The organism is Rhizobium oryzicola, from assembly GCF_030504645.1.
GTDB classification, from domain to species: domain Bacteria; phylum Pseudomonadota; class Alphaproteobacteria; order Rhizobiales; family Rhizobiaceae; genus Neorhizobium; species Neorhizobium oryzicola.
Genome location: NZ_JAUKWQ010000001.1, coordinates 977350 through 1000240, shown reverse-complemented (window position 1 = coordinate 1000240; position 22891 = coordinate 977350). Strand labels below are relative to the sequence as shown.

The following is a 22891-nucleotide window of genomic DNA, read 5'->3' as shown; positions in this document are numbered from 1 at the left end:
GGAGATGGAACCCATGAGCCAAGTCGAGACTGCGCCACATCAGGACATCAGCCACGGTCGCCACGCGGAGGCGCCGCATGATATACCGATGCCGGGGCTGAAGGATGTGCTGTGGCGCGTCTATGTTTCCTTCACGGAAGACCGGGTGATGCTGGTGGCAGGCGGCGTGACCTTCTACCTGCTGCTGGCGCTCTTTCCCGCCATGACGGCGCTGGTATCTCTCTATGGTTTCGTGGCCGATCCGGTGGCGATTGCAGACCGCATCGGCTTTCTGCGGGAGGTGATGCCGGCGGATGGGCTGGAAATCTTCGTCAAACAGCTGATGGCACTCGCGACGGAAGAGCGTGGCACGCTGAGCGTCGGCCTCATGACCGGTCTGGCACTGGCCCTGTGGAGCGCGAATGCCGGCATCAAGGCGCTGTTCGAAGCAATGAACATCGCCTATGGCGAGGATGAGAAGCGCAGCTTTCTGTGGCTCAATTTCATATCGCTGATCTTCACCTTTGCCGCCCTTCTGGCCGCGATCCTGCTTCTCGTCGGGCTCGGCGTCATTCCGGCCATGATCGCGCTTCTGAGCCCGACCGATAATGGCGCAAAACTCATTGGCCTGCTGCGCTGGCCGGTGTTGCTGGTGCTGGTGGCGGGCGGTATCTCGCTGCTCTATCGCTTCGGCCCGAGCCGCGAGCCCGCTAAACTGCGCTGGATCACCTGGGGTGCCGGCGTTGCCTCCCTGCTCTGGCTCTTGGGCTCGCTCGGCGTTTCCTTCTATCTGTTGCATGTGGCGAACTTCAACGCCACCTATGGCACGCTGGGAGCGCTGATCGGCTTTTTGTTCTGGACCTGGATTTCGACCATCGTGGTGATCCTCGGCGCAGAGCTAAATGCTGAACTGGAACACCAGACGGCGAAGGATACTACGACGGGCCCGCCAAAGCCGATGGGGCAGCGCGGCGCCTACATGGCCGATACGCTGGGGGAGATTGCAGAATAGCGAATAGCGAGGAAGTTTCGCGTCGCGGATCTTTGGCAAATTGCGTGGTAAAACTCACCTCGAGTCGCTTGCAAGACAGCGGCAACTTATTTACTTTGACGTTCACGTCAAAATACTGAGGAGAGTTTGATGAACGAACTAGTGACCCGCGTGGCCGATAATGTCGGCATTGCTCCCGATGTGGCCGAAAAGGCCATCGGCATGATGCTGGGCTTTTTGCAGCGGGAAGGCGATGACGGAGCAGTGGCCCGGATGATCACTGCCATTCCGGGCGCCCCGGAATTGGTCGCGGCCCACAACGGTGAAGGCAGCGGCGGCGGCTTCCTGAGCGGCCTCATGTCCAGCCTCGGCGGTGGCATCATGGGCCTCGGCCAGCAGCTGATGGGTCTCGGTCTCGGCATGGGCGAGATCACCGGTCTTGCGCGCGAAACAATTGCCGTTGCCCGCGAGCATGCCGGTTCTGAAACTGTGGACCAGGTGGTCGGCTCGGTGCCGGGCCTCAGCCAGTTTGTGTGACTCAGCATCGTTCAAGCATTGATGGCGCCGTGCGATAAGATGGCGCCATTTTCGATAACTTGAATTTCCCCTCAAAATTCCGAGTAAATTTTCTGTTTCGAACAATCCGCAACGAAAGATATGCAATAAATTATAGACTTTAATTCGCACCTTATCATTTCTATTTTGGTTAACATTTGAAAAAATAATGCAACCTTTGATATTAATGAATAAGGGTTGTCAGCGTGCGGATATCTATCTCAAATCTCATTACTGGAATGGCTGGCCTGATGTTGATAATGGCCACCGGCCAAGGCTTGTTCGCAGCCTCCTCTTTTGGCAATGTCGGAAACAGTCTTGACCTCGTCGCCGATAAAAGAGTTCCTGCGTTCATCCGTCTTGGCCAGTTGAATGCTGATCTTGGCGATGTTCGCATCGCGCAGAGCGGTTACATCGGCGCTCCGGCAGATATGCAATCCGCGTTCAAGCAAGACATGGAAAAGGCCATGACCAAGGTTGAAACAGGAATTTCAACCTATCAGAGCCTGCTTGTCGACGCAGCGGACAAGGAGCTGTTCGAAAAGGTTGCCACCAACTGGAAAGAGATGCAGTCGGAGTGGCGTCAAATCGTAACTCTGTTGGGTCAGAGCAAGCAGCAGGACGCAAACGCCTTGTTCTTTGGCAAGGCGCTTGAGGTTTACAATAAGACGGGAGATAACATTCAAGCTGCTGTGGATGACATGGCTGGCGACACCAAAAAGGAGTCGGCTGAAGCGCTCGAAGCTACCGAATTTGGAAAATTTTCGGCCTACGTTGCGCTCGGGGCAAGTTTGGTCGTCGCACTGGGATGCATGGCGCTCAGCGTCTTCCACATTTCCCGCCCTTTGACCCGAATTATCCACGCCATGCGCAAGCTGACCGAGGGCGATCTCAATGTGGGTATTCCGGGAGCGGCTCGAAAAGACGAAATCGGGGACATGGCGGATGCGCTCGAAATCTTCAAGCGCGCCGCGATCTCCAACAAGCAGTTGGAAGACGAAGCGCTGGAAAACCGCAAGCAGGCTGAGGCCAGCCGCCTTGCGGCACAGCAGACTGCGGAAGCGGAAGCAGCGGAGCGCCTGCGCGCCGCGACGTCCGGACTGGCCGAGGGGCTGAAGAAGCTTGCGTCCGGAGACCTTTCAATCCAGCTGACGCAAGCCTTTTCCAGCGAATTCGAGCCTCTGCGCCACGATTTCAACCAGTCCGTACAGCAGCTTTCCTCAGCGATGTCCGCCATTATGCGGAGCGTGGCAACGATGGAGAGCGGAGCGCAGGAAATCGCTGCAAGCGTTGATGATCTCTCCAGGCGCACGGAGCAACAAGCAGCATCGCTGGAGGAAACCGCTGCCGCGGTTGAGGAAATAACCGCAAACGTTCAGAATTCCACAAAACGCACGAACGAGGCCAAACAGGTCACCACGCAGGCCAATGTATCCGCAGGCGAGTCAGCCAACGTGGTTTCTCAAGCCGAGGACGCAATGCAGCGGATCGAGGGGGCCTCACAACAGATTTCCAACATCATCAGCGTGATCGATGAAATCGCCTTCCAGACCAACCTGCTTGCACTGAATGCCGGGGTTGAAGCAGCCCGTGCCGGCGAAGCAGGCAAGGGTTTTGCCGTCGTGGCCCAGGAGGTGCGCGAACTGGCGCAGCGATCCGCCAAGGCTGCCAAGGAAATCAAGGAACTCATCCAGAACTCCTCATCTGAAGTGGATAGCGGCGTGACGCTTGTGCGGGGCGCCGGCAACGCCTTGAAGACGATTGGTGACTTCATTGCCGACATCAACCAGCATATGGAGTCGATTACCCAATCGGCCAAGGAACAATCGGTCGGACTTTCGGAAGTCAATCAGTCGGTCAATTCGATGGACCAGATGACGCAAAAGAACGCGGCCATGGTCGAAGAGTGCAACGCGACTGCAAACACCCTTGCGCAGGAAGCCGTGCGGCTTCGAGGGTTGCTGTCACAATTCCGCATTGAACGGAATGCTTCGGACCGCGGCGCATCCGGCAGCTGGACACGGGCCGCCTGAAACAGTCGCCCAATGTGCGGGCGATAAAATTCAGGAGCACGTGCAGACGATAAATGTCGGCACGTGCTCCAGGCATTTCCTATCGTTCAGGACCTACAGCCAGCCGCCCCGACTTCAGCCGGGCGGCGAGACAACGGATACCTTACTGCATCACCACGATCCGCGCCTTTTCCGGCACGCGATCATAGAGATCGATGATGTCCTGGTTCATCAGGCGCACGCAGCCCGAAGACACGGCCTTGCCGATGGAATTCCATTCCGGATTTCCGTGTAGGCGGTAGAGCGTGTCCTGGCCGTTGTGGAAGATGTAGAGCGCGCGCGCACCGAGCGGGTTCATCAGGCCCGGCGGCATGCCGCCGTTCTTCGACGAATACTTCACCAGCTCCGGCTGACGCGCGACCATTTCATCCGGCGGCGTCCACTTGGGCCACTTCTGGCGCCACTGGATCACGCCGTCGCCTGACCAGGCAAAGCCTTCGCGGCCAATGCCAACGCCGTAACGCATCGCCGTGCCGCCCCGCTCCACCAGATAGAGGAAGCGGTTCGGCGTATCGACCACGATCGTGCCCGGCGGCTGGCCGGTGGGGTCCACCACCTGCTGGCGATAGTAGCGCGGATCGATGCGCCAATAGGGGATGGCCGGGATGACGAAGCCGCCATCGGCAATCTGGCCATACATGGCATCGAGCTCCGGCGAGCGTCCACGCGGTGCGGGTGGCACGACAGGCCCGGCGGAGAAAGAGGGAAAACGAGGGCCGGACGAGGCACAGCTGGCCAGCGTCGAGGCGGAGCCGAGAGCCATAAGGCTCAACAGTCGGCGGCGGCTGAGAAAATCGGTTGTCATGTGGCCGGGATTACTTCTTCACGAGAATGGCGGGGAAAAGAACGCGAACCAACGGTCCGAGGCCCAAATGGTTCCATCATTGTGGCGAGAAGAAGTATAGGTCGCCTTAATCTGACGACCAGAGGTGCCGCAACACCTCTTCTTCAGAGAAGTGTGATCAGAGAACCACAATCGGCGTCTGGGCCGGCACGCGCTCATAGAGATCGATCACGTCCTGATTGAACATGCGCACGCAACCCGACGAGGTGGACCGCCCGACGGACTGCCAGTCTGGCGTTCCGTGCACGCGGTAGAGCGTGTCTTTGCCATCCTTGAAGATGTAGAGCGCACGGGCCCCGAGCGGATTGTTGAGACCGGGTTCGGCGCCGCCCTGTGCGGCGGCAAACTGGCGAAGCTCCGGCTGGCGCTGCACCATGTCTTGCGGTGGCGTCCAGCGCGGCCACTTCGTCTTCCACTGGATGACGCCGCGGCCGGACCAGGCATAACCATCGCGGCCGATGCCGACGCCGTAACGGATCGCCTTGCCATTGCCTTCGATGAAATAGAGGAAGCGCGCCTTGGTATCGACCACGATCGTGCCGGGCGCTTCCGTGGTCTGGTAGTTCACTTCCTGACGCAGATATTGCTGATCCACACGGGCGTAGGGAATGGCCGGCAGCGTGTGGCCGTCATCGTTAATGCTGGCGTAGTAGACGCGGTGCACCGGATTGGAAACCGGCAGACCATAGGTCTGGTGGAACTGGGTCTGGTAGAGATTGCGCTTCTGGGGGATCGGCTGGGTTTTCGTGACCGGCTGTGGCTGTGGTTCCGGCTGCGATGCATAGGCCGGATTGTTGAAGACCGGCGCCGTCTGCTGCACGAAAACGTCAGGGTTCATCAAGCTCGTATCCTGCACCAGAATACAGCCCGAGAGGCTGGAAAAGGCCACCAGAACGGACAGCAGGCTGGCGGCGCGGCGAAGGTGACGTGTCGTGAACGGCATGAGGCGAAGCTTCCGGCGGATGATCTCTTCTACCATTCTGCCAGCGGCGGCTGGCGCGAAGCTGGTGAAACGGCTACCTCATGCATCAGTCATAGGGCATGGAGGCAGAGATGACGGACAAGGTAGCAATCATCACGGCAGGCGGCAGCGGCATGGGGGCGGCGGCGGCACGCAAACTGGCAGCCGATGGCTTCAAGGTGGCGATCCTCTCCTCTTCCGGCAAAGGCGAGGCGCTGGCGGCGGAACTCGGCGGCGTTGGCGTGACCGGCTCCAACCAGTCGAATGACGACCTGAAGCGGCTGGTCGATCTTACCATGGAGCGCTTCGGGCGGATCGATGCCCTCGTCAACAGCGCTGGCCACGGCCCGCGCGCGCCGCTACTGGACTTGTCCGACGATGACTGGCATCGCGGCATGGAGGTCTATTTCCTCAATGTGGTGCGCCCGACGCGGCTGGTGACACCGATCATGCAGGCGCAAAAATCCGGCGCGATCGTCAACATCTCCACCTTCGCGGCCTTCGAGCCCGATCCGGCCTTCCCGACATCCGGCGTCTTCCGCTCCGGCCTTGCCGCCTTCACCAAGCTTTTCGCGGACCGCTACGCGGCGGAAAACATCCGCATGAACAATGTGCTGCCCGGCTTCATCGACAGCTTTCCGGAAAAGGAAGAGATTGTCAGCCGCATCCCGATGGGGCGTTACGGCCAGGTGGATGAGGTGGCGGAACTGATCGCGCTTCTGGCATCGGATCGCGGCGGCTACATTACCGGCCAGAATATTCGGATCGACGGCGGGATTACGCGCGCGGTGTGATGACGGCTGAAGGATAGACATTGCCGTTTGGGTTATACAAGACTATATAGAAATGAGGTGTTTCTATAGGAGTGTTCGATGGCCTCCACGATCTCCGCCAATGTCGATGGCGACACGGCGTCGAAGCTAAAGCGCGTCGCCTCGCTGGAAAACAGGTCTGTCTCCAACGCCGTCTCCAGCGCGATCACGGTGTTCATCGGCTTGCCGAAGGGCGTCCGAGATTTTCTTCTGGAGTTGAATGCCGAGGATGACCAGGAATCGATCAACAAGCTGGGTCGGGAAATGATGGCGGCGGCGGCTCGGGTTCGCCTGGAAAAGGCAACCAGGGATCTCGCTTCAGAACATGTGTTGGGCAAGGCCGATCAAGGCGCAAGCGAGATCGATCTACTGGAAGAAGCGACAGCACTCTCCCGCGCTGCGGCAGGGCGAAAGTAGTCAATGAATCGTCCGGTCCGGGTGATGTTGGACGTCAACGTTCTCGTCAGCAATCTGATGGCCTATGCCAAGGGCCATCAGGATACGGCAAGCCAGACGTTGGTATCCATGGTCAGCAACCAAACATGGGGACTCAGCGACAAGTCGCAACTCATCATCTCTTTCGAGATGATCGAGACTCTCGAAACTGTGCTGCGCCGACTGAGCCTCCCTCAGCCCAAGATCAGCGCGTATTGCAGCTCGATCATCGACGTCATGCGCTACGGGCCAGATGCGCTCGATCCTTACCTGATCCTCGGCGGAGAGGAACGCTTGGCAATTTCAGATGTCGAGGATGCCGGTGTGCTGGCTGTGGCGTTCGGAGCAAAGGTCGATATCCTCGTCACCGATAACCTCAGGGATTTCATCAGCAAGGATGCCGAGGTCATCGACACGCAGATTGTGCAGACCAGGGCATCAGGCCAAAGAACGCTCCAGGCCATAAGGTATGCCATCGCGGACATTGATATGATCATCGCGCATCCCTTCGATGTTTTGCAATGGATGCGCTCGGGTTATGATTTTACGCCTGCTGCCCTTTGGACGACGATTTGCAAGGGGGAATAATCCCCCTCACATTACACACTTCTTTCCTTGAAGAAGCGGATGCTTTCCAGAATCTCACCGGGCACGGCGCCATTGTGGTTGCCGGGCACAGACATCGCGTCGATATACTGTCCGGCATCCTTGACGCGCGACATGAACAACTGGTGGCGTTCGGTGAACTGTCCTTCCTCGGTGCCGCGCGTCATCAGCATGGGGCATTTGAGGCTGGGCGCGAAGCAGCCGGCCGAGCGCATGACGAATTCCTGCGGATCGCTGACATCGAAGCGAATATCCTGCGAGAAGCGGCTGAAGAAGCGCCAGGCATCCGGATTGCCCGCCATGGCCACCGCCGCCCGGAAGGGATGCGCCATGGCCGATAGCAGTGCCAAGGTGCCGCCGACGCTGTGGCCTGCCAGGAAGACGCGGGACTTGTCGACGCCCGGCTGTTCAGACAGGTAGTGCGCGGCGGATAGCACATCATCCACTTCGTCGTAGAAGCCGGAGAAATTGCCAGGCTGGCCGTTTTCGCCGCGCATGGAAGGCAGCATGGCCACATAGCCGGCATCCACATAGGATTTCATCAGCAGCCAATGGCCCTCGCCGGTGGAGTTACCCCCATGCAGGAAGAGCACCGCCGGCTTCTTTTCGGTCGGGACCTGATTATCGGAGATCCATGCAATCAGGCCGATCGACCCGTTCGGTCCGCCCGGATAGAGAACCTTGCGCGCGCCGGGCGCATCGCCCAGCGGCTTGTAATCGTCAGGGGCCGGTCCCTTCTGGATCAGTTTGGTGCGGAAGCTGCGGCGCGCCACCGCATAGTCCGTCTTTTCCAGCGGCAGGACATCCGGAATGGGAAATTCCGCTCGAGCGGCAAGCGGCATCAACGTGGTGGCCGCAATTCCGGCAGCGCCTCCCAGCACGGTGCGCCGGGTCAAAACAGTGTCAGTCAACATCCTCTGTGTCATCTTCGTCTGCATGTCCGTCATTCCGGTTCTCGTTCCCGATATTATTTCAGCACCCGTTGATTTTATCGTCCATTCAATGTTTCGCGATTGGCGTTCCGTCGCCAGCCGCCGCATCCACCATCGCTGTCAGCGTCGAGAGCCGATCGGCATCGCGCGGCAGCTTGTCCATCCTCAGCCGCGCAATGCGCGGAAAGCGCATGGCAACACCTGATTTGTGACGCGTGGAGCGGTTGATGCCCTCAAACGCCACCTCCAGCACGAAACCGAAATCCGGCTCTGCCCGGACGGCCCTTACGGGCCCAAAACGCTCCACCGTGTTGTCGCGCACGAACTTGTCCAGCACTTCGAGTTCCGCATCGGTAAAGCCGAAATAGGCTTTTCCAACAGGCACCAACTGCTCTCCATCCGGGCCTTCAGCCCAGACACCAAAGGTAAAGTCGGAATAGTAACTGGACCGTTTCCCATGGCCGCGCTGGGCATAAAGCATTACGGCATCCACGTTGAACGGATCACGCTTCCACTTGAACCACGGGCCTTTGAGGCGACCGGCCTGATAGGGGCTGTCCTTCTTCTTGATCATCACCCCTTCGATAACGGGATCTGGGGGTGCCAGCCGCAGTTGGTCGAGCATCTGCCAGCTGTCGAAGGGAACGAGCGGCGAGAGATCGAAACGGTCATGCGGAGCTTTTTCGACCACGTGAGCCAGACGGTCCCGCCGCGCCAGATAGGCTTCGGCGCGAACGTCCTCGTCTCCCACGAACAGCAGGTCATAGGCGCGCACGAAGGCGGGATAGTCTCCCAGCATCTTGGCATTGACCGTCTTGCGGTTCAGCCGTTGTTGCAGATCGGAAAAGGTTCGGGTGGCACTGTTGGAACGAGCCGTGCCCCCGACCAGCAATTCGCCATCGATGACGCCCTCGAAGTTCATGGCATCGATGATGTCGGGGAAAGCGCCAGAGATATCGTCGCCGGAGCGGGAATAGAGTTTTCGCGTGCCACCGTGGCTGGACATCTGGACCCGAATGCCATCCCATTTCCACTCGGCGGCGTAATCTTCCGGGTTCAGCTTTTCGAGATCGCCGTCCTCAACAGGGTTGGCGAGCATGACCGAATGGAAGATGGCGGGGCTCGCGAGGACCGGTTTGTCCGCCCTGCCCTCCAGCCAGGCAAACAGCGGTTCGTAAGGTGGCTCCAGACCGTGCCACAGCGTCTCGATCTCGGTGACATCCTTTCCGCTCATATCTGAGAGCGCCTGTTTGGCAAGCCTCGCCGAAACACCGATCCGAAGCGCGCCTGTCGCAAGCTTCAGAAAGGCGAAACGACTGGAGTGATCGAGATGGTCCAGCAGATCGCGCACGGCGGAGCGAACTTCCGTACGGCCGAGACTGTTCATGCGGTGCACGACTTCTCCCAGACGCGGCTGCGCCGCATCGCTCACCCGCTCCTTCGCGCCACCATCCCAGATGAGCGCAATGGTTTCCGCGAGATCGCCGACGTAATCATAGGAATACTGGAAGAGGACGGGATCGAGCTTTTCCAGCGCCAGTTCCTTCAGCAGCGCGGGCTTGATGCCCTTCAGGTCCAGCGTGCCGGCAAGCGCCGCCAGCCCATAGCCGCGATCGGGATCGGGCGTGGAGCGGAAGTAATCGACCAGCAGCGTCAGCTTGCCATTACGGGATGGGGTGAGAACGAGGCGATCGAGCAGCGTTGCGAAGGGCTTCATGCGGCGGCCCTTCGCAGACCCACCTCCCCTTGAGGGGGAGGTCGGCGCAACGCGCCGGGTGGGGTGACATTTGCATCATCACGCCATCTTCTGCCTAGACTATACCGGTGTCGTTCACCCCACCCGCAGCTTCGCTGCGACTTCCCCCTCAAGGGGAGGTGGGAGAGTGCGGCACGGTCGCGCAAATAGAGGTAATCGCTCGCGTTGCCACCATAGCCCCTCACCCTAACCCTCTCCCCGCCTGCGGGGAGAGGGGACGAGAATGAGGCCGCCCCTTCCTTCAACTCTATCATACTCAGCAGGGATCGGTGGGGTAGAGACCGGGCGGCATTTGCCCTTCTCCCCGTCGAAACGGGGAGAAGGTGCCGGCAGGCGGATGAGGGGCAAACCCGCAACGTCATCATTCTCAATCCCCCTCGTCCTCGTAACCCACCAGATGCAGCGGCCTCGCCGGCAGACCCTGCAGTTCGCACCAGCGCACCAGTGCCTCCTCGCGCCCGTGCGTCACCCAGACCTCCTGCGGAGACACCTCGCGGATGGTTTCCAACAGTTCCGGCCAGTCGCAATGGTCGGAAATGACCAGCGGCAGTTCCACGCCGCCCTGCTTGGCGCGCTGGCGCACCATCATCCAACCGGAGGCAAAGGAAATCAGCGGCTCGTTGAAACGCCGCGCCCAGCGATCCTGAAAGGCCGACGGCGGACCGACGACGACAGCACCGTGGAAGGCGGAGGGGTCCTTCTTCTCCAGCGTCGCGGGTCGCAGATCCCCCAGCGCAATGCCCTCGGAGACATAGTAATCGCAGAGTTTAGCGAGCGATCCGTGGATGAAGATCGGGCCATCATAGCCGCAATCCCGGATCAGGCGGATCACCCGCTGCGCCTTGCCGAGCGAATAGGCGCCGACCAGATGCGTGCGTTCGGGAAACTGGCGAAGAGAGGTCAGGAGTTTCTGCGTCTCCACCTTCGGGTCCGGGTGGTGGAAAACGGGCAGACCGAAGGTGGCTTCGGTGATGAAGACATCGCAGGCGACGGGTTCAAAAGCATCGCAGGTGGGATCGACGCCGCGCTTGTAATCGCCCGACGCAACGATGCGAAGCCCGTCTTTCTCGATGGCGATCTGGGCGGAGCCCAGTACATGGCCGGCGGGATGGAAGCTGACGGAGACGCCGGAGACATCAATCACTTCGCCCCAGCCGGCGGCTTGGGTGGAGCCGGCGAAATCCACGCCATAGCGTAGCGCCATGATCTCAAGCGTCTGGCGGGTGGCGAGCACATGGCCATGGCCGGCGCGGGCATGGTCGGAATGACCATGGGTGACCAGCGCCCGCGAAACCGGGCGCACGGGGTCGATGTAAAAGTCGCCGACCGGGCAATAAAGCCCGGCCGGCATGGGATGCAGAAGCGCCTCTGGTTTCATCCCGATAGAGATAGGCGCGGCGGTGGAAAACGCAATCTCTGTCAGGCGGCCTTTACAGGCTTGGCGTCTGCAGTCGGCAGGCGGATCGGCTTCAGCATCAGCGCCGCCAGCAGCCCCATAGTCGCGAGCGCCGCTGCTGTCAGGAACATGGGCTCGAACGCCTTTCCATACGCCTCGGCAATCGCATGGCGCGCCGCTTCCGGCAGGCTTGCGATCTGGTCCGGCGTCAAGGATCCGACGGAGGAGACACCGGGAATGCTGACGCCGGACATAATGACCGAAATCACCGCGCCGTAGATGGAGATAGCAACCGCAGCGCCGCCCATGCGCGTCAGCGTCACCGCACCGGTCGCAGCCCCCACATCCGCACGCGGCGCGGAATTCTGCACGCCGATGATCGGCGCCTGCTGGCCAAGTCCAACCGCCAGCCCCTGCAACATCATCACGAAGCCTATGAGCGGCAATGGCGTGTGGGCGCCGAACTGGGAGAAGGCAATGAGCGTGAGCACATTCAGCATCAGGCCGGCCACGCAGAAAGGCTTGTAGCGGCCGGTGATCGAGATGAGGCGACCGGAACTCAGCGAACCCACCACCATGCCGCCGGTGATCAGGATGAAGAACAGACCGGCATGGGTGGGCGACAGGCCCATGGTCGCCTGCAGGAAGAGTGCGAAATAGTTGACCATGCCGATGGCCACGCCGCCGGTCATCAGAGACACGATCAGGAACAGCGAAAAGGTGGAATTGCGGAACAGGCGCAACGGGATGATGGGTTCCGGCACTCGGCGTTCAACCAGGATCCACGAAATGACCGCAACAATAAAGATCGCCAGGATCGTCGCACTCTGCCACGACACGAGCGACCCAAAAAGCGAAATGCCATCCGTCAGCAGCACGACCATGGTACTGGCCAGCGCCAGGAGGATAGCACCGACATAGTCGATACGCGGCTGGCGGTCCGGCCGGCGGTTCGGCAGCAGGAAGATCAGCCCGGCCACGACGAAGACGCCGATCGGCAGGTTGATGAGGAAGATCGAGCGCCAGCCGAACAGGTCGCTCATGGTGCCGCCGAGCAGCGGGCCAATGCTGCCCGATGCCATGATGACAAGGCTGGAATAGCTCTGGTAGCGGGCGCGTTCGCGCGGCTCGAAAAGATCGGCATTGACAGAAAAGATCGACACCATGATGCCGCCGCCGCCAAGCCCCTGGAAGACACGCGCGGCAATGAGCGAGTCCATCGACCACGCAAGTCCGCACAGCGCGGAACCCACCGTAAAGATGGTGACCGCTGCAATCATCACATATTTGCGCCCGAAGAGATCGCCCAACTTGCCATAGAGCGGCATCACCGCGCTGGTGGCGAGCAGGAAGGCAGAGCCCACCCAGCCGAACCGTTCGAACTGACCGAACTCGCCGACAATGGTCGGCAGGGCAGTCGACACAATCTGGTTGTCGAGCGTCGCCATGAACAGCGCGGTCATCAGGAAGAGAAAGATCACAAGCCGCAGACCGTGACTCATCACGATGGGCTGCGGGGGCTTGGGCGACATATCCATGGGTGGGGCATCCTGCAGGTTTTGACAAATTTGTGTGCGTTTGGCATATAATTGTCAAGCGCATGTTTTTGCTCTTCGCAGAAGTGTGAATGCGCATCTTGAATGGAACCGGTGAGACATGACGCAAAAGCCCTTCGATCCGCACAGCAATGCCGCGGCGGACCAGACGGTCGATCGGATCGGTGAGGCATTGACCCGCATGCGGCTGATGATGGGGCGACGGATCATCGGGCGGCTTGCCATTGCGCGCGCCGCGCCTGGCATAGACTTGTCGCAGCTTGATATCCTGTCGGTGGTTCAGCGAATCCATCTCAGAGGCGAGGAGCCGACCGTTGGTGCGATTGCCGAAGCCATGCGTCTAGACCCATCCCGTGGCAGCCGGCTGGTGGCTGATCTCGTCGCGCGCGGACTTCTGAAACGGGATGTGTCGCAAGAGGATGGCCGCCGCTCGATCATCCAGATGACCGAACAGGGCGACCGCATTGCTGAGGAAATCAAGGCGGTGAAACTGGCGGCCGTCGAGCATGTGGTGAGCGACTGGCAACAGGCGGAACGCGAGCAGTTTGCCGAGCTGTTCAGCCGCTTCATTGAAAGCTTCGAGCAGCTCAACATTCCCGGCGACAAGGCGGAAGAACCTGCCCCGCCCTACCCTTTCGAGCATTCGGCGCTGAGGTAATCAGCCCGCCATGGGCTCCGCGACCAACCGACCGGATACCTGCGGAGGGATCTGCCCGGAAACCTGCAGCGTGTCACGCCCCATGGACTTGGCCTGATACATGGCCCGGTCCGCCTGGGCGAGCAGATCCTCCGGCGTCTCGCCATCCTGCGGGAAGAAGGCAACGCCCATGCTGCAGGTCGCGGTGACGTAGCGGCCGTCCACATCCACGGGCTCGGAAATCAGCCGCTTGATTTCATTCAGCCGCCGCAACACGCCCGCCTGATCCTGAAAGGGATTGGAAAAGACAATGGCAAACTCATCGCCGCCTAGTCGAACCGCAAGGTCCGTTGTCCGGATGGTGTTGGTGATGCGGTGGGCCAGCACGCGCAAAACCTCATCGCCCGTGGCGTGGCCGAGACCATCATTGATCTGCTTGAAATTATCGAGATCGATGTAGGTGACGGTGACCTTGCGGCTTTCGCGGCGCGCTTCGTGCAGGGCGCGGCTGAATTGCGGCCAGAACATTGCGCGGTTGGGAAGACCCGTCAGGGGATCGTGATGGGCCATGTGGCGAATGCGCTCTTCGTTCTGCGCGCGTTCAATGGCAATGCTGGCAAGATCTGTCGCCATTGCCGCCAATTCCATTTCATTGCCCTGCGGTTCGCGCACCGTGGAGGAGTAGAGCGCGAATGTACCGAGCACATCCCCGTTGGAATTGACGATGGGGGTGGACCAACAGGAGCGGAGGCCGAAGACGATGGCCAGGTCGCGGAAGTTTGCCCAGAGCGGATCGTTGTCGATATCCCGCACGACAACAGAGGCACGCCGCCAGGCCGCCGTTCCGCAGGATCCGACACGCGGGCCGATTTCTATACCATCGATCAAGCGCGTATAGGCATGCGGCAGATTAGGTGCTGCGCCATGACGCAAATGACTGCCGTCCGCGTCGAGAATCAGGACGGACGCATAAATGCCCTCCAGCTGCTCCTCTATGGTATGGCACAGCGCCTCCAGCACCTTTGGTAGCGCGTGGCCTCGAGCCACCATTTCCAGAACGGCTGCATGCCCCTGCTGCAAGCGCTCCTGCTTCTTCTTGTCGGTGATATCGCGCGACATCTGCAGGAGACCGACAACTTGCCCATCGCGATTGCGCAAGGGCGTTCGGCTGGTGAGGAGCCAGACGTCTCCGCTGTAGCGACCGGGTATCAACTCCTCGCGCTCATCGCCAAACAGGCCGCGAGACATAAGATCCTGCTCCATCTGAAACTGAGGCGCGGCGATTTCCGGGGGCAGAAGATCGAGCGCGGTCTTTCCGATCACCTCCTGGCTATCGGTGATGCCGGAAGCCGCAAGCGCTGCCGCATTGGCAAATACAATGCGACCACGGCGATCCTTGAGGCAGAAATATTCCGGGAACTGATTGAGGAGCGTCACTGCATCAAGGGACTGGACCACCAGTTCCGCATCGGTATCATCAATGTCCGCAGATGTCGAAATGCGCAGGAGATGCTGACGAAGCTCGTCCAGCGGGTCGATGGCCTTCCCCACCGCTGCCATGTCGGACATGCAGCCGTTCATCCTCGCTTCTCCTTCGCGCATCATCGCATTTTCAGGGGAAGCAAAGGCCAGCTACCCCTCCCAACCACGAGGAGCTCAACTATGCATGCAACCCAACACTGCAAGGGAGAATGGACGAGAATTCCTTATTGATGCTTAAAATAGTGCCTGCGCAATCATAAATTAGTCAATCGTTTGTGGCGCGCGCTAGACCCTCTGTTTCGGATTGGAACAAACTATTCCGAAATTCCCATCTTTAACTGCGGAATGCGCAACAAATATGATAAAGCGACGGAATTTTTTACCCCTCATGGCTCTGACGGCCATCAGCACAGCCTTGCACCCGGCGGCCAATGCGTCAGCGGCATCGGACCGGCGACAACCTTTGCGGGGAACGCTGCCACCAGAACATGAAGACACGCTCACAAAATCATCGGTTGCGCCGGGTGCCGATCTGGCAAAGGCATTGGCAAAGGCGGTGCGTGAAGGCAGGACCCTCATGCTGGAGGCCGGCGACTACGCCGTCTCCGATCTTGATCTTCCTGATGGTGCGCATCTGACTGGCATTCCGGGAGCTACCCGCTTGATTTATAAGGGCGGCGGCAGTTTTCTCCGCACGCAGGGGAGCGGCCGCGTCTCGCTTCAAGGCCTGATCATCGATGGTGCAGGCCGGCCGCTTGCGCCGGACAGCCCGGCGCTTCTGCATGCCCGTGCGGTCGACCGGCTCACAATTGCCAATTGTCAATTCCAGGATGCCTCCGCTAGCGCAATCCAGCTGGAGGGATGTTCCGCGCGGCTCACCAACAACAGCATATTGCGTGCAGCCGACTATGCGCTTTATGCGCTCGACGGGGCGGCCACCGAGATCACAGGCAACCAGGTGGACGATTGCGGCAATGGCGGCATTCTGGTGCACCGTCGTGCCAAGGGCTATGACGGCACGATCGTTACCGGAAATCGCCTCACCAATATCCGCGCCGTGCAGGGCGGCACCGGTCCTTTCGGCAATGCGATCAACACCTACCGCGCAGACAATGTGATGATTTCCAACAATCACATTCGTGGAGCGGCGTTTTCCGCGATCCGCGCCAATGCATCATCCGGTGTCCAGATCATTGGCAACCAGTGTCTCGCTTCCGGCGAAACCGCGATCTATTCCGAATTCGGCTTCGAGGGCGCGATCGTCAATGGCAATCTGATTGACGGGGCCGCCAACGGCATATCGGTCGTCAATTTCGATACGGGTGGTCGGCTGGCGGTGATCAGCGGCAATATCATCCGCAACATATCCGATCGCGGGCCTTACGTGCATGACGTCGCAGGCTTCGGCTTCGGGCTGGCGGTCGAGGCGGATGCGAGCGTCACCGGCAATGTGATCGAAAACGCCGCCCGTGCCGGCCTGTTGCTCGGCTGGGGGCCCTATCTCAGGGACGTGGTGGTCAGCGGCAATGTGGTGCGCAAGGTGCCCACCGGCTGCATGGTGACTGTCGTGGAAGGCGCCGGTCGCGCGACCATCACCAACAACCTGTTCGAAGCGACCGCCAAAGGCGCCATCATCGGCTATCGCTGGCTGGATGCAGCATCCGGGGAACTCGCGCGCGGCAGCCAGCAGTTTCCGCATCTGACCATCGCCAACAACAGTCTTGGTTGATCACGAAAAATCATGCGTGGCGTCAGCAATATGCACTTTCCGCGGCACACCCAATCGGCATAGCTTCGCCTCGCCATTTGATAAGAGGATTCGACATGCTGAAGATTTACGGATGCTATCGCTCGCGCGCCACCAGGCCGCTCTGGCTGGTGGAGGAACTGGGCCTGCCCTTCGAACATATTCCAGTTGTTCAGGCACGCCGCGTGGCAGAGCCGAAGGCGGCTGAAGCACCGATCAACACGCAGTCCGATGCCTTTCTGGCGCTCAATCCGATGGGCGCGATCCCGTCGATCGATGACGATGGTGTCGTCATTCACGAGTCTCTGGCGATCGATCTCTACCTTGCCAAGAAGTATGGCGGCGAACTGGGCCCCAGGGATCTGGTTGAAGATGCATTGATGATCCAATGGTCGCTGTTTGCCGCGACCGAGATCGAGATGACGGCGCTGAAGATCTCCTCTTCTTCCCTGGCAACGCCATCGCCCGAAGTCACAGCCACGATTGAAGCAGCCGCCAAGGCGCTTGCCCGCTCCTTCGATGTGCTGGAACAGCATCTGACGGGCAAGACCTGGATGGTGGGCGAACGCTTCACCGTGGCCGACATCAATGTTGCCGAAATCGTCCGCTACGCGCAGTCGCACGCGCCGCTGTTCGAGGCGCGCCCGGCACTGAAAGCCTGGCTGGAGCGGGCGCAGGCCCGCCCCGGTTTCAAGGCGATGTGGGCAAAGCGTCTGGCCGAACCGGCCTGAACCGGCCAAACACTTGCGCGTCCCGGACCTGACGGACCCGTTCCGTCAGGTGACGGATCAGCACCCGCGCTTCCGCCGGCGGCTCCTGCTCGATCCGGCGGCAGACTTTGCAATCCAGAGACCGCCACATCATCTTCCAGTCGATCAGTTCGCGGCGCACCAGCACATGGTCGCCAAAGCTGTTGAGACGCTTCAGCACCTCGTTCACCTCACGCTCGGTCATTTCGCGCCGCGGCGGAAGTGCAGCCCAGAACCACCACAGCGCCAGCCTCTGTTGCGCCGTCTTCGTCGGCCAGCGCGTCATGATGCCTTCACCGTCAAAGCAGCGCAGAACGGTTTCGATACGGCGATGGTCCACGGCCTCAGGCTCTTTGGGTGGTGGCGGATTTTCCAGCCTTTGCTCCGCATTCTGCGAAGCCTTCATGTGCTGGTAATTGCGAAACCCGGCCGCTCGCGCCAGCATGTTGAGTATCTCCACATGGGAGGGTCTTTCCGGCCGCGCATCCAGTTCGCGGCGGATGGTTTTTGCCAGTGCCGAGATATCCGGCACAAGAACGGGGAGAATAGTCTTCGACATCGCTTCATCCTTGAAACGCGTGCCATGGGAGAAATGTCGGTGGTCGCCGTCTTCCGACCGGGCACGCAAGGTGAGCCTGTCGTGATCTTTTAAAGCAGGTTTAGCTCTTCCATCTCTGGAAGCGGCAACGCCTGGGTGAACTGCAGACCCTACGCCGCTTTTAGAGGGCGCTGGCGGCGGCGTCAATGGCCCTCCACTCGGCTTCGGCCTCTGCCAGTTCATGCCGAAGCCAGGCGGCGAAGGCTGATATCTTTGGGCTGCGGCGGGTGCCTCCGCGCGTGACCAGATAATGCCCCATGCCGGTGGGGGCCTCGATGTCAAAAGGCGCAACCACACAGCGCTGCTTGAGGGCGGTCAGTGCCAAAAGATGCCAGGCTAGCATGACCCCCTGCCCGGCGATTGCAGCCTCCAGACAAAGCGATGCCTCGCTGAATACGTGATGTGCCTTGACCTCACGCCCGCGCAGCCCGGCGGCATCCAGCCACAGATCCCATGAAAACATCGCCTGCCCGTCCAACAGCACCGGCAGCTTCAGGATATCCGCCGGGTCCTTGAGCCCCTGTGCAAGCGAAGGGGCACCGACGGGAAACACACGCTGCTCCAGCAAGAGCTCGGCCTCGACGCCTGGCCACTCACCCCGGCCAATGCGGATGCCGATATCAATGCCCTCGGCGGCGAGATCGGCAAGCTTTGAGGTTGCGTCCAGTCGCAAACGAATCTCCGGGTGAGCAGCGGCAAACCGGTCAAGACGGGGCACGAGAAAGCGTGCGGCGAAGACCGGTGCGACGGAAACCGTCAGCTGGTTGTCGTCCAGCGGGCGGGCAATTGCGACCGCATCGGACAGCGACTGGAAGCCCTTTCGCAAATTCTCAAACAGCGCGGCTGCGTCAGACACCGGGACCAGGCCGCGCGAGGTTCGCTGAAAGACCGGGCGGCCAAGCTGCGCTTCTGCCTTGATGACCTGTTGACTGACGGCACCGACGGAAACGCCGAGTTCCCCGGCCGCTGCCTGCAGCGAGCCGAGACGTGCAACGCTTTCCAGCGCGCGCAGGCCGTTCAGGTGAACAAGGTTGAGATTCTTCATATAGATTTTCTAAAACCGGCTCGCAAAAACATGGATTGAACATGCGAGGAGATTGCTTGATCAATGGCTTTTGGAGCACGTCCATGAAGCCTGTGACAACTATCCTTCGATTTCAGATTTTCTTCAAGCTGCTGGAATGGGCAGCCGCAACGGACAGGGCCGATCCGCCAGACCCGCTGCTGCATCCAGACCTGATGCGGATGGATCAGCGGGCGCTGGCGGATCTGCCGCTTACGCCCGCTTCAATCACGCACTTGATCCCGTCCAATCAGGCCGCCGCCTCGGAAGCCAGTGCCTGCTGCACGGCTGGCCGCGCCTTCATGCGCTCGTAATGGTCGCGGACACGTGGGAAATCGGCGATATCGACGCGGTCACCCTTCAGCCAGTCTTCCATGACGAAGAGGTAGATGTCCGCCACCGTAAACTGATCCCCCATGACCCAGGGACCTTTGAGGAAGTCATCCTCAATCAGGCGGAAGCAGTCGCTCATGGTCTGCGGCACCTTGCGGTGCATGTCATCGAAGGATGACTGCTCATCGGCCCAGCGGCTGCCGCGACGGCCATGCGCATGCGCCACGTGGACGGTGGATGCGATGTAGCTGTTGAAGGCCTGAAGCTCTGCAAGTGCAAAGGCATCGTCCAAGGGCGCCAAATTCTTTTCAGGCACCAGTTGAGCGATGTAAATCAACAAGGCAGGCGTTTCGGTCAGCGTCCCCTTCTCCGTCACCAAAGCCGGCACACGCCCTTTGGGATTGACCTTGAGGTATTCCGGCGAGCGCTGCTCGTTTTCCGCAAACTTCAGGCGCTTGAGCTCGAAGGGCACGCCCGCTTCGATAAGGGCAATATGACTGGCCAGCGAACAGGCGCCGGGAGAAAAGAACAACGTCAGCATGGGTCAGACCTCCGATTGACACCGAAAGGTCTAACCCGGCTTTCCGGCTTACGAAAGGGCTGCCGCGACTCCGGGCACATCTTCCAGCCGGTACCAGATTGGGATGCCGCGCTCGGTGGCGATCCGCACATCATTGTCCGCACCCTTGGAGTCTCCGGGCAGGCGCAGCACACCATCGCAAAGCGCCAGCAGGCGACCTGCGACAGGATGGAAAATCTCTTCGTAAAGATCATCCCCGATCTTCAGGCCTCCCGCCGCATGCCAGACCGGCAGCGCCACCCATTCGCCAATCATCGGCACATGGCCTGCCTTGAACAAGGCATAGGACGGCGCCTCAAGGCGCTTCAGGTTCTCCGCCATCTTCTGCGGGTCGTCTCCCGTTCCCGACCGGTAAGGACCGGCAATCAAGATCAACATGTCTATCTCCTCTGCATGAATTTTCTTGCCTTCCCAACCCGATACCGGCAATATCAAGAAAATTCATGCAATTTCGTGAATAGTCAAGCCATGCTCACCTCAAAACGGAAACAACTCATTCTCGACACCCTGCGCAAAAGCGGCGGCTTGATTGCCAGGGATTTCGCGGTCGATCTCGGCGTCTCTGAAGATACAATCCGCCGCGATCTGCGTGACATGGCGGCGGAGGGCCTTCTGCAGCGGGTGCATGGCGGCGCGCTGCCGATCGCGTCCGAGCTACCGGATCTGACCACGCGGCGAACACTCGCAACAGACGTGAAGGATCGGCTGGGCCAGAAAGCGGCAAGCCTCATACAACCGCGGCAGACATTGTTCTTCGATGGCGGCACATCGACAGCGGCCATCGCCCGCCATCTGCCGAAAGAGCTTGAGGTGACGATCGTCACCCACAGCCCCACCATTGCCGCAGAGCTGGAACATCACGCCAAGGCCGAGGTGGTGCTGATCGGCGGACGGCTCTACAAACATTCCATGGTCTCGACCGGGGCAGCGGCGATGGCGCAGATCAGCCAGATCCGGCCGGATATCTTCTTTCTGGGCGTGACGGGCATTCACCACGTGGAGGGCTGCTCCACGGGCGACTTCGAAGAGGCGCAGATCAAGGCACATGTCGCCTCGCGCGCGGTCAGAACAATCACGCTGATTACGGAGAACAAGCTGGACACGATCTCGCCGCAGATCATCGCCCCCATCACAACGCTTGCTGCCATGATCGTGCCGGCGGAGATATCAGACGAGAGACTGGCGGCCTATTGCGACAAGGGCGTGGAAATCCTGTTCGCGCGGTGATCTGGCGGGTGAAGAGCCGCGTTAAATGGGCATTTACCAATGTTCCAGGAGGCCCGTTGATGTCTGTGTCGCCGCTTTCGCTTCTTCGCCCGACGATCCTGATCCTGTTGCTGGCCGCGCCGTTCGCCGCGGCTTCCGAGGAGGCCTATACGGCAAGCGATATCAAGATGAAGATCGTCGGCAAGCGTGTCTATCTCGCGACCCCGATGGGCGGTGAGTTTCCGCTGAACTATCGCAAGAGCGGCGTGGTGGATGGGTCCGGTGAAGCCTTGGGTCTCGGCCGCTTCGTGAAGCCCGAAGATAGCGGCCGCTGGTGGATTTCCGGGAACCGCCTCTGCCAGCAGTTCAAGACCTGGTACAAGGGCGAGCCCATGTGCTTCGAGCTTTACAAGACGGGCGATAACAGCCTGAAATGGATCCGCAACAACGGCCAGACAGGGACCGCGCGGATCGGCGAGACGATCTGAAATTTTCGCGCTCACTCTGCAGGGTGCAGCACGGTTTCCAGAAAAAGATCCACGTCGGCGGTATAGTCTCCGACACGCCCCAGATCCTCATTGATGGCGCTGTGCGTCTTGTTGATGGAGAGAACCTCGGCTCGGACCCCGACCGCCTGCGCTTTGTCGGCAAAGCCTTCTGCTTCCGCGCAGGCACGCTCGCGCTTTGTGGAACAGACCAGCAGCATGGGGGGAACGCCGCCATGCAACTGCGACGAAGGTGAGACGCGCTGCCAATAGGCGGGGTCTTGCCCGAAGGCACGATCATAAAGGCGTAGATGCTGGCTCTCCATGATCTCGGCGACGTCATAGGCGGCGCTATCGAGCGCAATGGTGCCGCGCCAGGCCTTGGCACCAAGACGAAGCGCTATATCGGGATCAGCAGCAAGCAGGGAGACGAGATGGGCGCCAGCAGAATGCCCCATCAGCACAAAGCTTGCCGGATCGCCGCCAAGCGCGCCGACATGCTGCTGTGCCGCGGCCAATGCTGCGGCCACGTCCTGCGCCTGCTGTAGGGGATCGGCCTCCGGTAACAAACGGTTGTTGACCGAGATGAAGATGAAGCCCTTGGGCAGAAAATGGGTGACCTTGTTGTCCACCACGCGTGCGGATGATTTGGAGCCGATGGTCCAGCCGCCGCCATGCACCATGAAAAGCACCGGCGCATTGACGGCTCCCTGCGGCACATAGATATCCATCTTCTGTTCGGCATAGGGGCCGTAGGCGATATCCCGGTAGATATTGCCTCGCCCAGGCACTGTCGCGCGCGCCTGCACCAGTTGCGCGACAATGGGCACCGGTGCGGCGGGCGGCATCAGGCAGCCTTCATAGGGGTGGGACAAGCCGGCGCCCGGGCAATCAGTCTGGTCATCAGCAATTTCGGTCGCGGCGCAGAACACACCGATATCAAGACGGCAGATGTCCGCGAGCGGCCAGCTTATGCCTGCTGAAGGTCGCGACACCTCGGCGGAAGAGCCCAGCGACCCAAACAGCAAGGCGACGGAAAGAAACCAGATTGCCCTCGTCGAATTCCGCATCCCCATGCCCCGGTTCGACACCTCTCAAGGCTTAAACGGACGGGGA

Annotated in this window: 24 protein-coding genes; 12 read left to right on the top strand and 12 right to left on the bottom strand. The window is 60.3% G+C overall.

Translation table 11 applies throughout. From position 1 onward, the window contains the following. The first annotated feature begins 13 nt into the window (after positions 1-13). The 3 genes from Q2T52_RS04860 (at position 14) to Q2T52_RS04850 (ending at position 3558) form a co-directional block, all read left to right on the top strand. Positions 14-991 (top strand): YihY/virulence factor BrkB family protein, encoded by a 978-nt coding sequence (locus Q2T52_RS04860; protein WP_302075529.1) that lies wholly within the window; start codon positions 14-16, stop codon positions 989-991. Positions 992-1120: 129 nt separating this feature from the next. Then, complete coding sequence (locus tag Q2T52_RS04855) at positions 1121-1507, top strand: hypothetical protein (RefSeq protein WP_302075528.1); 387 nt, start codon at positions 1121-1123, stop codon at positions 1505-1507. A 257-nt stretch (positions 1508-1764) separates the two neighbouring features. Next, a complete protein-coding gene (locus Q2T52_RS04850) occupies positions 1765-3558 on the top strand; it encodes a HAMP domain-containing methyl-accepting chemotaxis protein (protein ID WP_367187276.1) in 1794 nt (597 codons plus the stop codon). Positions 3559-3700: 142 nt separating this feature from the next. Here the strand turns inward: Q2T52_RS04850 and Q2T52_RS04845 are convergent, their stop codons facing one another. Together Q2T52_RS04845 and Q2T52_RS04840 are read right to left on the bottom strand one after the other, a co-directional pair. Continuing rightward, positions 3701-4402: a L,D-transpeptidase gene (locus Q2T52_RS04845; RefSeq protein ID WP_302075527.1), complete on the bottom strand. Its 702-nt coding sequence runs from the start codon at positions 4400-4402 to the stop codon at positions 3701-3703. Between the two features lie 157 nt (positions 4403-4559). Then, complete coding sequence (locus Q2T52_RS04840; protein WP_302075526.1) at positions 4560-5384, bottom strand: L,D-transpeptidase; 825 nt, start codon at positions 5382-5384, stop codon at positions 4560-4562. Between the two features lie 110 nt (positions 5385-5494). On the opposite strand from Q2T52_RS04840, the gene Q2T52_RS04835 reads away from it, so the two are divergent. The 3 genes from Q2T52_RS04835 (at position 5495) to Q2T52_RS04825 (ending at position 7237) form a co-directional block, all read left to right on the top strand. After that, a complete protein-coding gene (locus tag Q2T52_RS04835; protein WP_302075525.1) occupies positions 5495-6196 on the top strand; it encodes an SDR family oxidoreductase in 702 nt (233 codons plus the stop codon). Positions 6197-6274: 78 nt separating this feature from the next. Then, entirely contained in the window at positions 6275-6631 is a 357-nt protein-coding gene (locus tag Q2T52_RS04830) for a hypothetical protein (RefSeq protein WP_302075524.1), read from the top strand. Between the two features lie 3 nt (positions 6632-6634). After that, positions 6635-7237: a PIN domain-containing protein gene (locus Q2T52_RS04825; protein WP_367187275.1), complete on the top strand. Its 603-nt coding sequence runs from the start codon at positions 6635-6637 to the stop codon at positions 7235-7237. Positions 7238-7248: 11 nt separating this feature from the next. Here Q2T52_RS04825 and Q2T52_RS04820 read toward each other — a convergent pair whose 3' ends face one another. From Q2T52_RS04820 to Q2T52_RS04805, 4 genes are all read right to left on the bottom strand, one after another. Further along, on the bottom strand, positions 7249-8202 hold the full coding sequence (locus tag Q2T52_RS04820) for an alpha/beta hydrolase family protein (protein ID WP_302075523.1): 954 nt from the start codon (positions 8200-8202) through the stop codon (positions 7249-7251). 52 nt (positions 8203-8254) lie between these two features. After that, the gene (locus Q2T52_RS04815; protein ID WP_302075522.1) at positions 8255-9904 is read right to left on the bottom strand and encodes a cisplatin damage response ATP-dependent DNA ligase; all 1650 of its coding nucleotides are present in this window, start codon (positions 9902-9904) and stop codon (positions 8255-8257) included. Positions 9905-10310: 406 nt separating this feature from the next. Next, complete coding sequence (locus Q2T52_RS04810; RefSeq protein ID WP_302075521.1) at positions 10311-11321, bottom strand: ligase-associated DNA damage response exonuclease; 1011 nt, start codon at positions 11319-11321, stop codon at positions 10311-10313. A gap of 41 nt (positions 11322-11362) precedes the next feature. Beyond that, positions 11363-12877, bottom strand: coding sequence for an MDR family MFS transporter (locus Q2T52_RS04805; RefSeq protein ID WP_302075520.1), 1515 nt, complete (start codon positions 12875-12877; stop codon positions 11363-11365). A gap of 118 nt (positions 12878-12995) precedes the next feature. Between Q2T52_RS04805 and Q2T52_RS04800 the strand changes: the two genes are divergently transcribed. Beyond that, complete coding sequence (locus Q2T52_RS04800; RefSeq protein ID WP_367187274.1) at positions 12996-13553, top strand: MarR family winged helix-turn-helix transcriptional regulator; 558 nt, start codon at positions 12996-12998, stop codon at positions 13551-13553. Here the strand turns inward: Q2T52_RS04800 and Q2T52_RS04795 are convergent, their stop codons facing one another. Then, complete coding sequence (locus tag Q2T52_RS04795; protein WP_302075519.1) at positions 13554-15101, bottom strand: diguanylate cyclase domain-containing protein; 1548 nt, start codon at positions 15099-15101, stop codon at positions 13554-13556. A gap of 271 nt (positions 15102-15372) precedes the next feature. Here Q2T52_RS04795 and Q2T52_RS04790 point away from each other — a divergent pair, with 271 nt between their 5' ends. Together Q2T52_RS04790 and Q2T52_RS04785 are read left to right on the top strand one after the other, a co-directional pair. Further along, positions 15373-16743 (top strand): TIGR03808 family TAT-translocated repetitive protein, encoded by a 1371-nt coding sequence (locus tag Q2T52_RS04790; protein ID WP_302075518.1) that lies wholly within the window; start codon positions 15373-15375, stop codon positions 16741-16743. 95 nt (positions 16744-16838) lie between these two features. Beyond that, entirely contained in the window at positions 16839-17492 is a 654-nt protein-coding gene (locus Q2T52_RS04785) for a glutathione S-transferase family protein (protein WP_302075517.1), read from the top strand. Here the strand turns inward: Q2T52_RS04785 and Q2T52_RS04780 are convergent. Together Q2T52_RS04780 and Q2T52_RS04775 are read right to left on the bottom strand one after the other, a co-directional pair. Beyond that, positions 17452-18069, bottom strand: a complete 618-nt coding sequence (locus Q2T52_RS04780) for a DUF2087 domain-containing protein (protein WP_302075516.1) — start codon at positions 18067-18069, stop codon at positions 17452-17454. The two genes, Q2T52_RS04785 and Q2T52_RS04780, sit on opposite strands and share 41 nt — an antisense overlap. 160 nt (positions 18070-18229) lie before the next feature. Then, positions 18230-19153, bottom strand: coding sequence for a LysR substrate-binding domain-containing protein (locus tag Q2T52_RS04775; protein ID WP_302075515.1), 924 nt, complete (start codon positions 19151-19153; stop codon positions 18230-18232). Between the two features lie 83 nt (positions 19154-19236). Between Q2T52_RS04775 and Q2T52_RS04770 the strand changes: the two genes are divergently transcribed. Further along, positions 19237-19485, top strand: coding sequence for a hypothetical protein (locus Q2T52_RS04770; protein WP_302075514.1), 249 nt, complete (start codon positions 19237-19239; stop codon positions 19483-19485). On the opposite strand, the gene Q2T52_RS04765 is transcribed toward Q2T52_RS04770, so the two are convergent. After that, a complete protein-coding gene (locus Q2T52_RS04765) occupies positions 19422-20045 on the bottom strand; it encodes a glutathione S-transferase family protein (protein WP_302075513.1) in 624 nt (207 codons plus the stop codon). The genes Q2T52_RS04770 and Q2T52_RS04765 overlap by 64 nt on opposite strands. 48 nt (positions 20046-20093) lie before the next feature. Then, positions 20094-20462, bottom strand: coding sequence for a DUF4406 domain-containing protein (locus Q2T52_RS04760; RefSeq protein ID WP_302075512.1), 369 nt, complete (start codon positions 20460-20462; stop codon positions 20094-20096). 90 nt (positions 20463-20552) lie between these two features. On the opposite strand from Q2T52_RS04760, the gene Q2T52_RS04755 reads away from it, so the two are divergent. Further along, positions 20553-21311 carry a DeoR/GlpR family DNA-binding transcription regulator gene (locus Q2T52_RS04755; protein WP_302075511.1) on the top strand — a complete coding sequence of 253 codons (759 nt, stop codon included), beginning with the start codon at positions 20553-20555 and terminating at the stop codon, positions 21309-21311. A 59-nt stretch (positions 21312-21370) separates the two neighbouring features. Continuing rightward, a complete protein-coding gene (locus Q2T52_RS04750; protein ID WP_302075510.1) occupies positions 21371-21778 on the top strand; it encodes a hypothetical protein in 408 nt (135 codons plus the stop codon). Positions 21779-21789: 11 nt separating this feature from the next. Here the strand turns inward: Q2T52_RS04750 and Q2T52_RS04745 are convergent, their stop codons facing one another. Further along, entirely contained in the window at positions 21790-22845 is a 1056-nt protein-coding gene (locus tag Q2T52_RS04745) for an alpha/beta hydrolase (protein WP_302075509.1), read from the bottom strand. Positions 22846-22891 lie beyond the last annotated feature (46 nt).

Bases quoted from the DNA above. Each gene is read 5' to 3' on its own strand.
- Q2T52_RS04860 (WP_302075529.1), top strand. From the start codon at position 14: ATGAGCCAAGTCGAGACTGCGCCACATCAGGACATCAGCCACGGTCGC.
- Q2T52_RS04855 (WP_302075528.1), top strand. From the start codon at position 1,121: ATGAACGAACTAGTGACCCGCGTGGCCGATAATGTCGGCATTGCTCCC.
- Q2T52_RS04850 (WP_367187276.1), top strand. From the start codon at position 1,765: ATGGCTGGCCTGATGTTGATAATGGCCACCGGCCAAGGCTTGTTCGCA.
- Q2T52_RS04845 (WP_302075527.1), bottom strand. From the start codon at position 4,402: ATGACAACCGATTTTCTCAGCCGCCGCCGACTGTTGAGCCTTATGGCT.
- Q2T52_RS04840 (WP_302075526.1), bottom strand. From the start codon at position 5,384: ATGCCGTTCACGACACGTCACCTTCGCCGCGCCGCCAGCCTGCTGTCC.
- Q2T52_RS04835 (WP_302075525.1), top strand. From the start codon at position 5,495: ATGACGGACAAGGTAGCAATCATCACGGCAGGCGGCAGCGGCATGGGG.
- Q2T52_RS04830 (WP_302075524.1), top strand. From the start codon at position 6,275: ATGGCCTCCACGATCTCCGCCAATGTCGATGGCGACACGGCGTCGAAG.
- Q2T52_RS04825 (WP_367187275.1), top strand. From the start codon at position 6,635: ATGAATCGTCCGGTCCGGGTGATGTTGGACGTCAACGTTCTCGTCAGC.
- Q2T52_RS04820 (WP_302075523.1), bottom strand. From the start codon at position 8,202: ATGACGGACATGCAGACGAAGATGACACAGAGGATGTTGACTGACACT.
- Q2T52_RS04815 (WP_302075522.1), bottom strand. From the start codon at position 9,904: ATGAAGCCCTTCGCAACGCTGCTCGATCGCCTCGTTCTCACCCCATCC.
- Q2T52_RS04810 (WP_302075521.1), bottom strand. From the start codon at position 11,321: ATGAAACCAGAGGCGCTTCTGCATCCCATGCCGGCCGGGCTTTATTGC.
- Q2T52_RS04805 (WP_302075520.1), bottom strand. From the start codon at position 12,877: ATGGATATGTCGCCCAAGCCCCCGCAGCCCATCGTGATGAGTCACGGT.
- Q2T52_RS04800 (WP_367187274.1), top strand. From the start codon at position 12,996: ATGACGCAAAAGCCCTTCGATCCGCACAGCAATGCCGCGGCGGACCAG.
- Q2T52_RS04795 (WP_302075519.1), bottom strand. From the start codon at position 15,101: ATGTCCGACATGGCAGCGGTGGGGAAGGCCATCGACCCGCTGGACGAG.
- Q2T52_RS04790 (WP_302075518.1), top strand. From the start codon at position 15,373: ATGATAAAGCGACGGAATTTTTTACCCCTCATGGCTCTGACGGCCATC.
- Q2T52_RS04785 (WP_302075517.1), top strand. From the start codon at position 16,839: ATGCTGAAGATTTACGGATGCTATCGCTCGCGCGCCACCAGGCCGCTC.
- Q2T52_RS04780 (WP_302075516.1), bottom strand. From the start codon at position 18,069: ATGTCGAAGACTATTCTCCCCGTTCTTGTGCCGGATATCTCGGCACTG.
- Q2T52_RS04775 (WP_302075515.1), bottom strand. From the start codon at position 19,153: ATGAAGAATCTCAACCTTGTTCACCTGAACGGCCTGCGCGCGCTGGAA.
- Q2T52_RS04770 (WP_302075514.1), top strand. From the start codon at position 19,237: ATGAAGCCTGTGACAACTATCCTTCGATTTCAGATTTTCTTCAAGCTG.
- Q2T52_RS04765 (WP_302075513.1), bottom strand. From the start codon at position 20,045: ATGCTGACGTTGTTCTTTTCTCCCGGCGCCTGTTCGCTGGCCAGTCAT.
- Q2T52_RS04760 (WP_302075512.1), bottom strand. From the start codon at position 20,462: ATGTTGATCTTGATTGCCGGTCCTTACCGGTCGGGAACGGGAGACGAC.
- Q2T52_RS04755 (WP_302075511.1), top strand. From the start codon at position 20,553: ATGCTCACCTCAAAACGGAAACAACTCATTCTCGACACCCTGCGCAAA.
- Q2T52_RS04750 (WP_302075510.1), top strand. From the start codon at position 21,371: ATGTCTGTGTCGCCGCTTTCGCTTCTTCGCCCGACGATCCTGATCCTG.
- Q2T52_RS04745 (WP_302075509.1), bottom strand. From the start codon at position 22,845: ATGCGGAATTCGACGAGGGCAATCTGGTTTCTTTCCGTCGCCTTGCTG.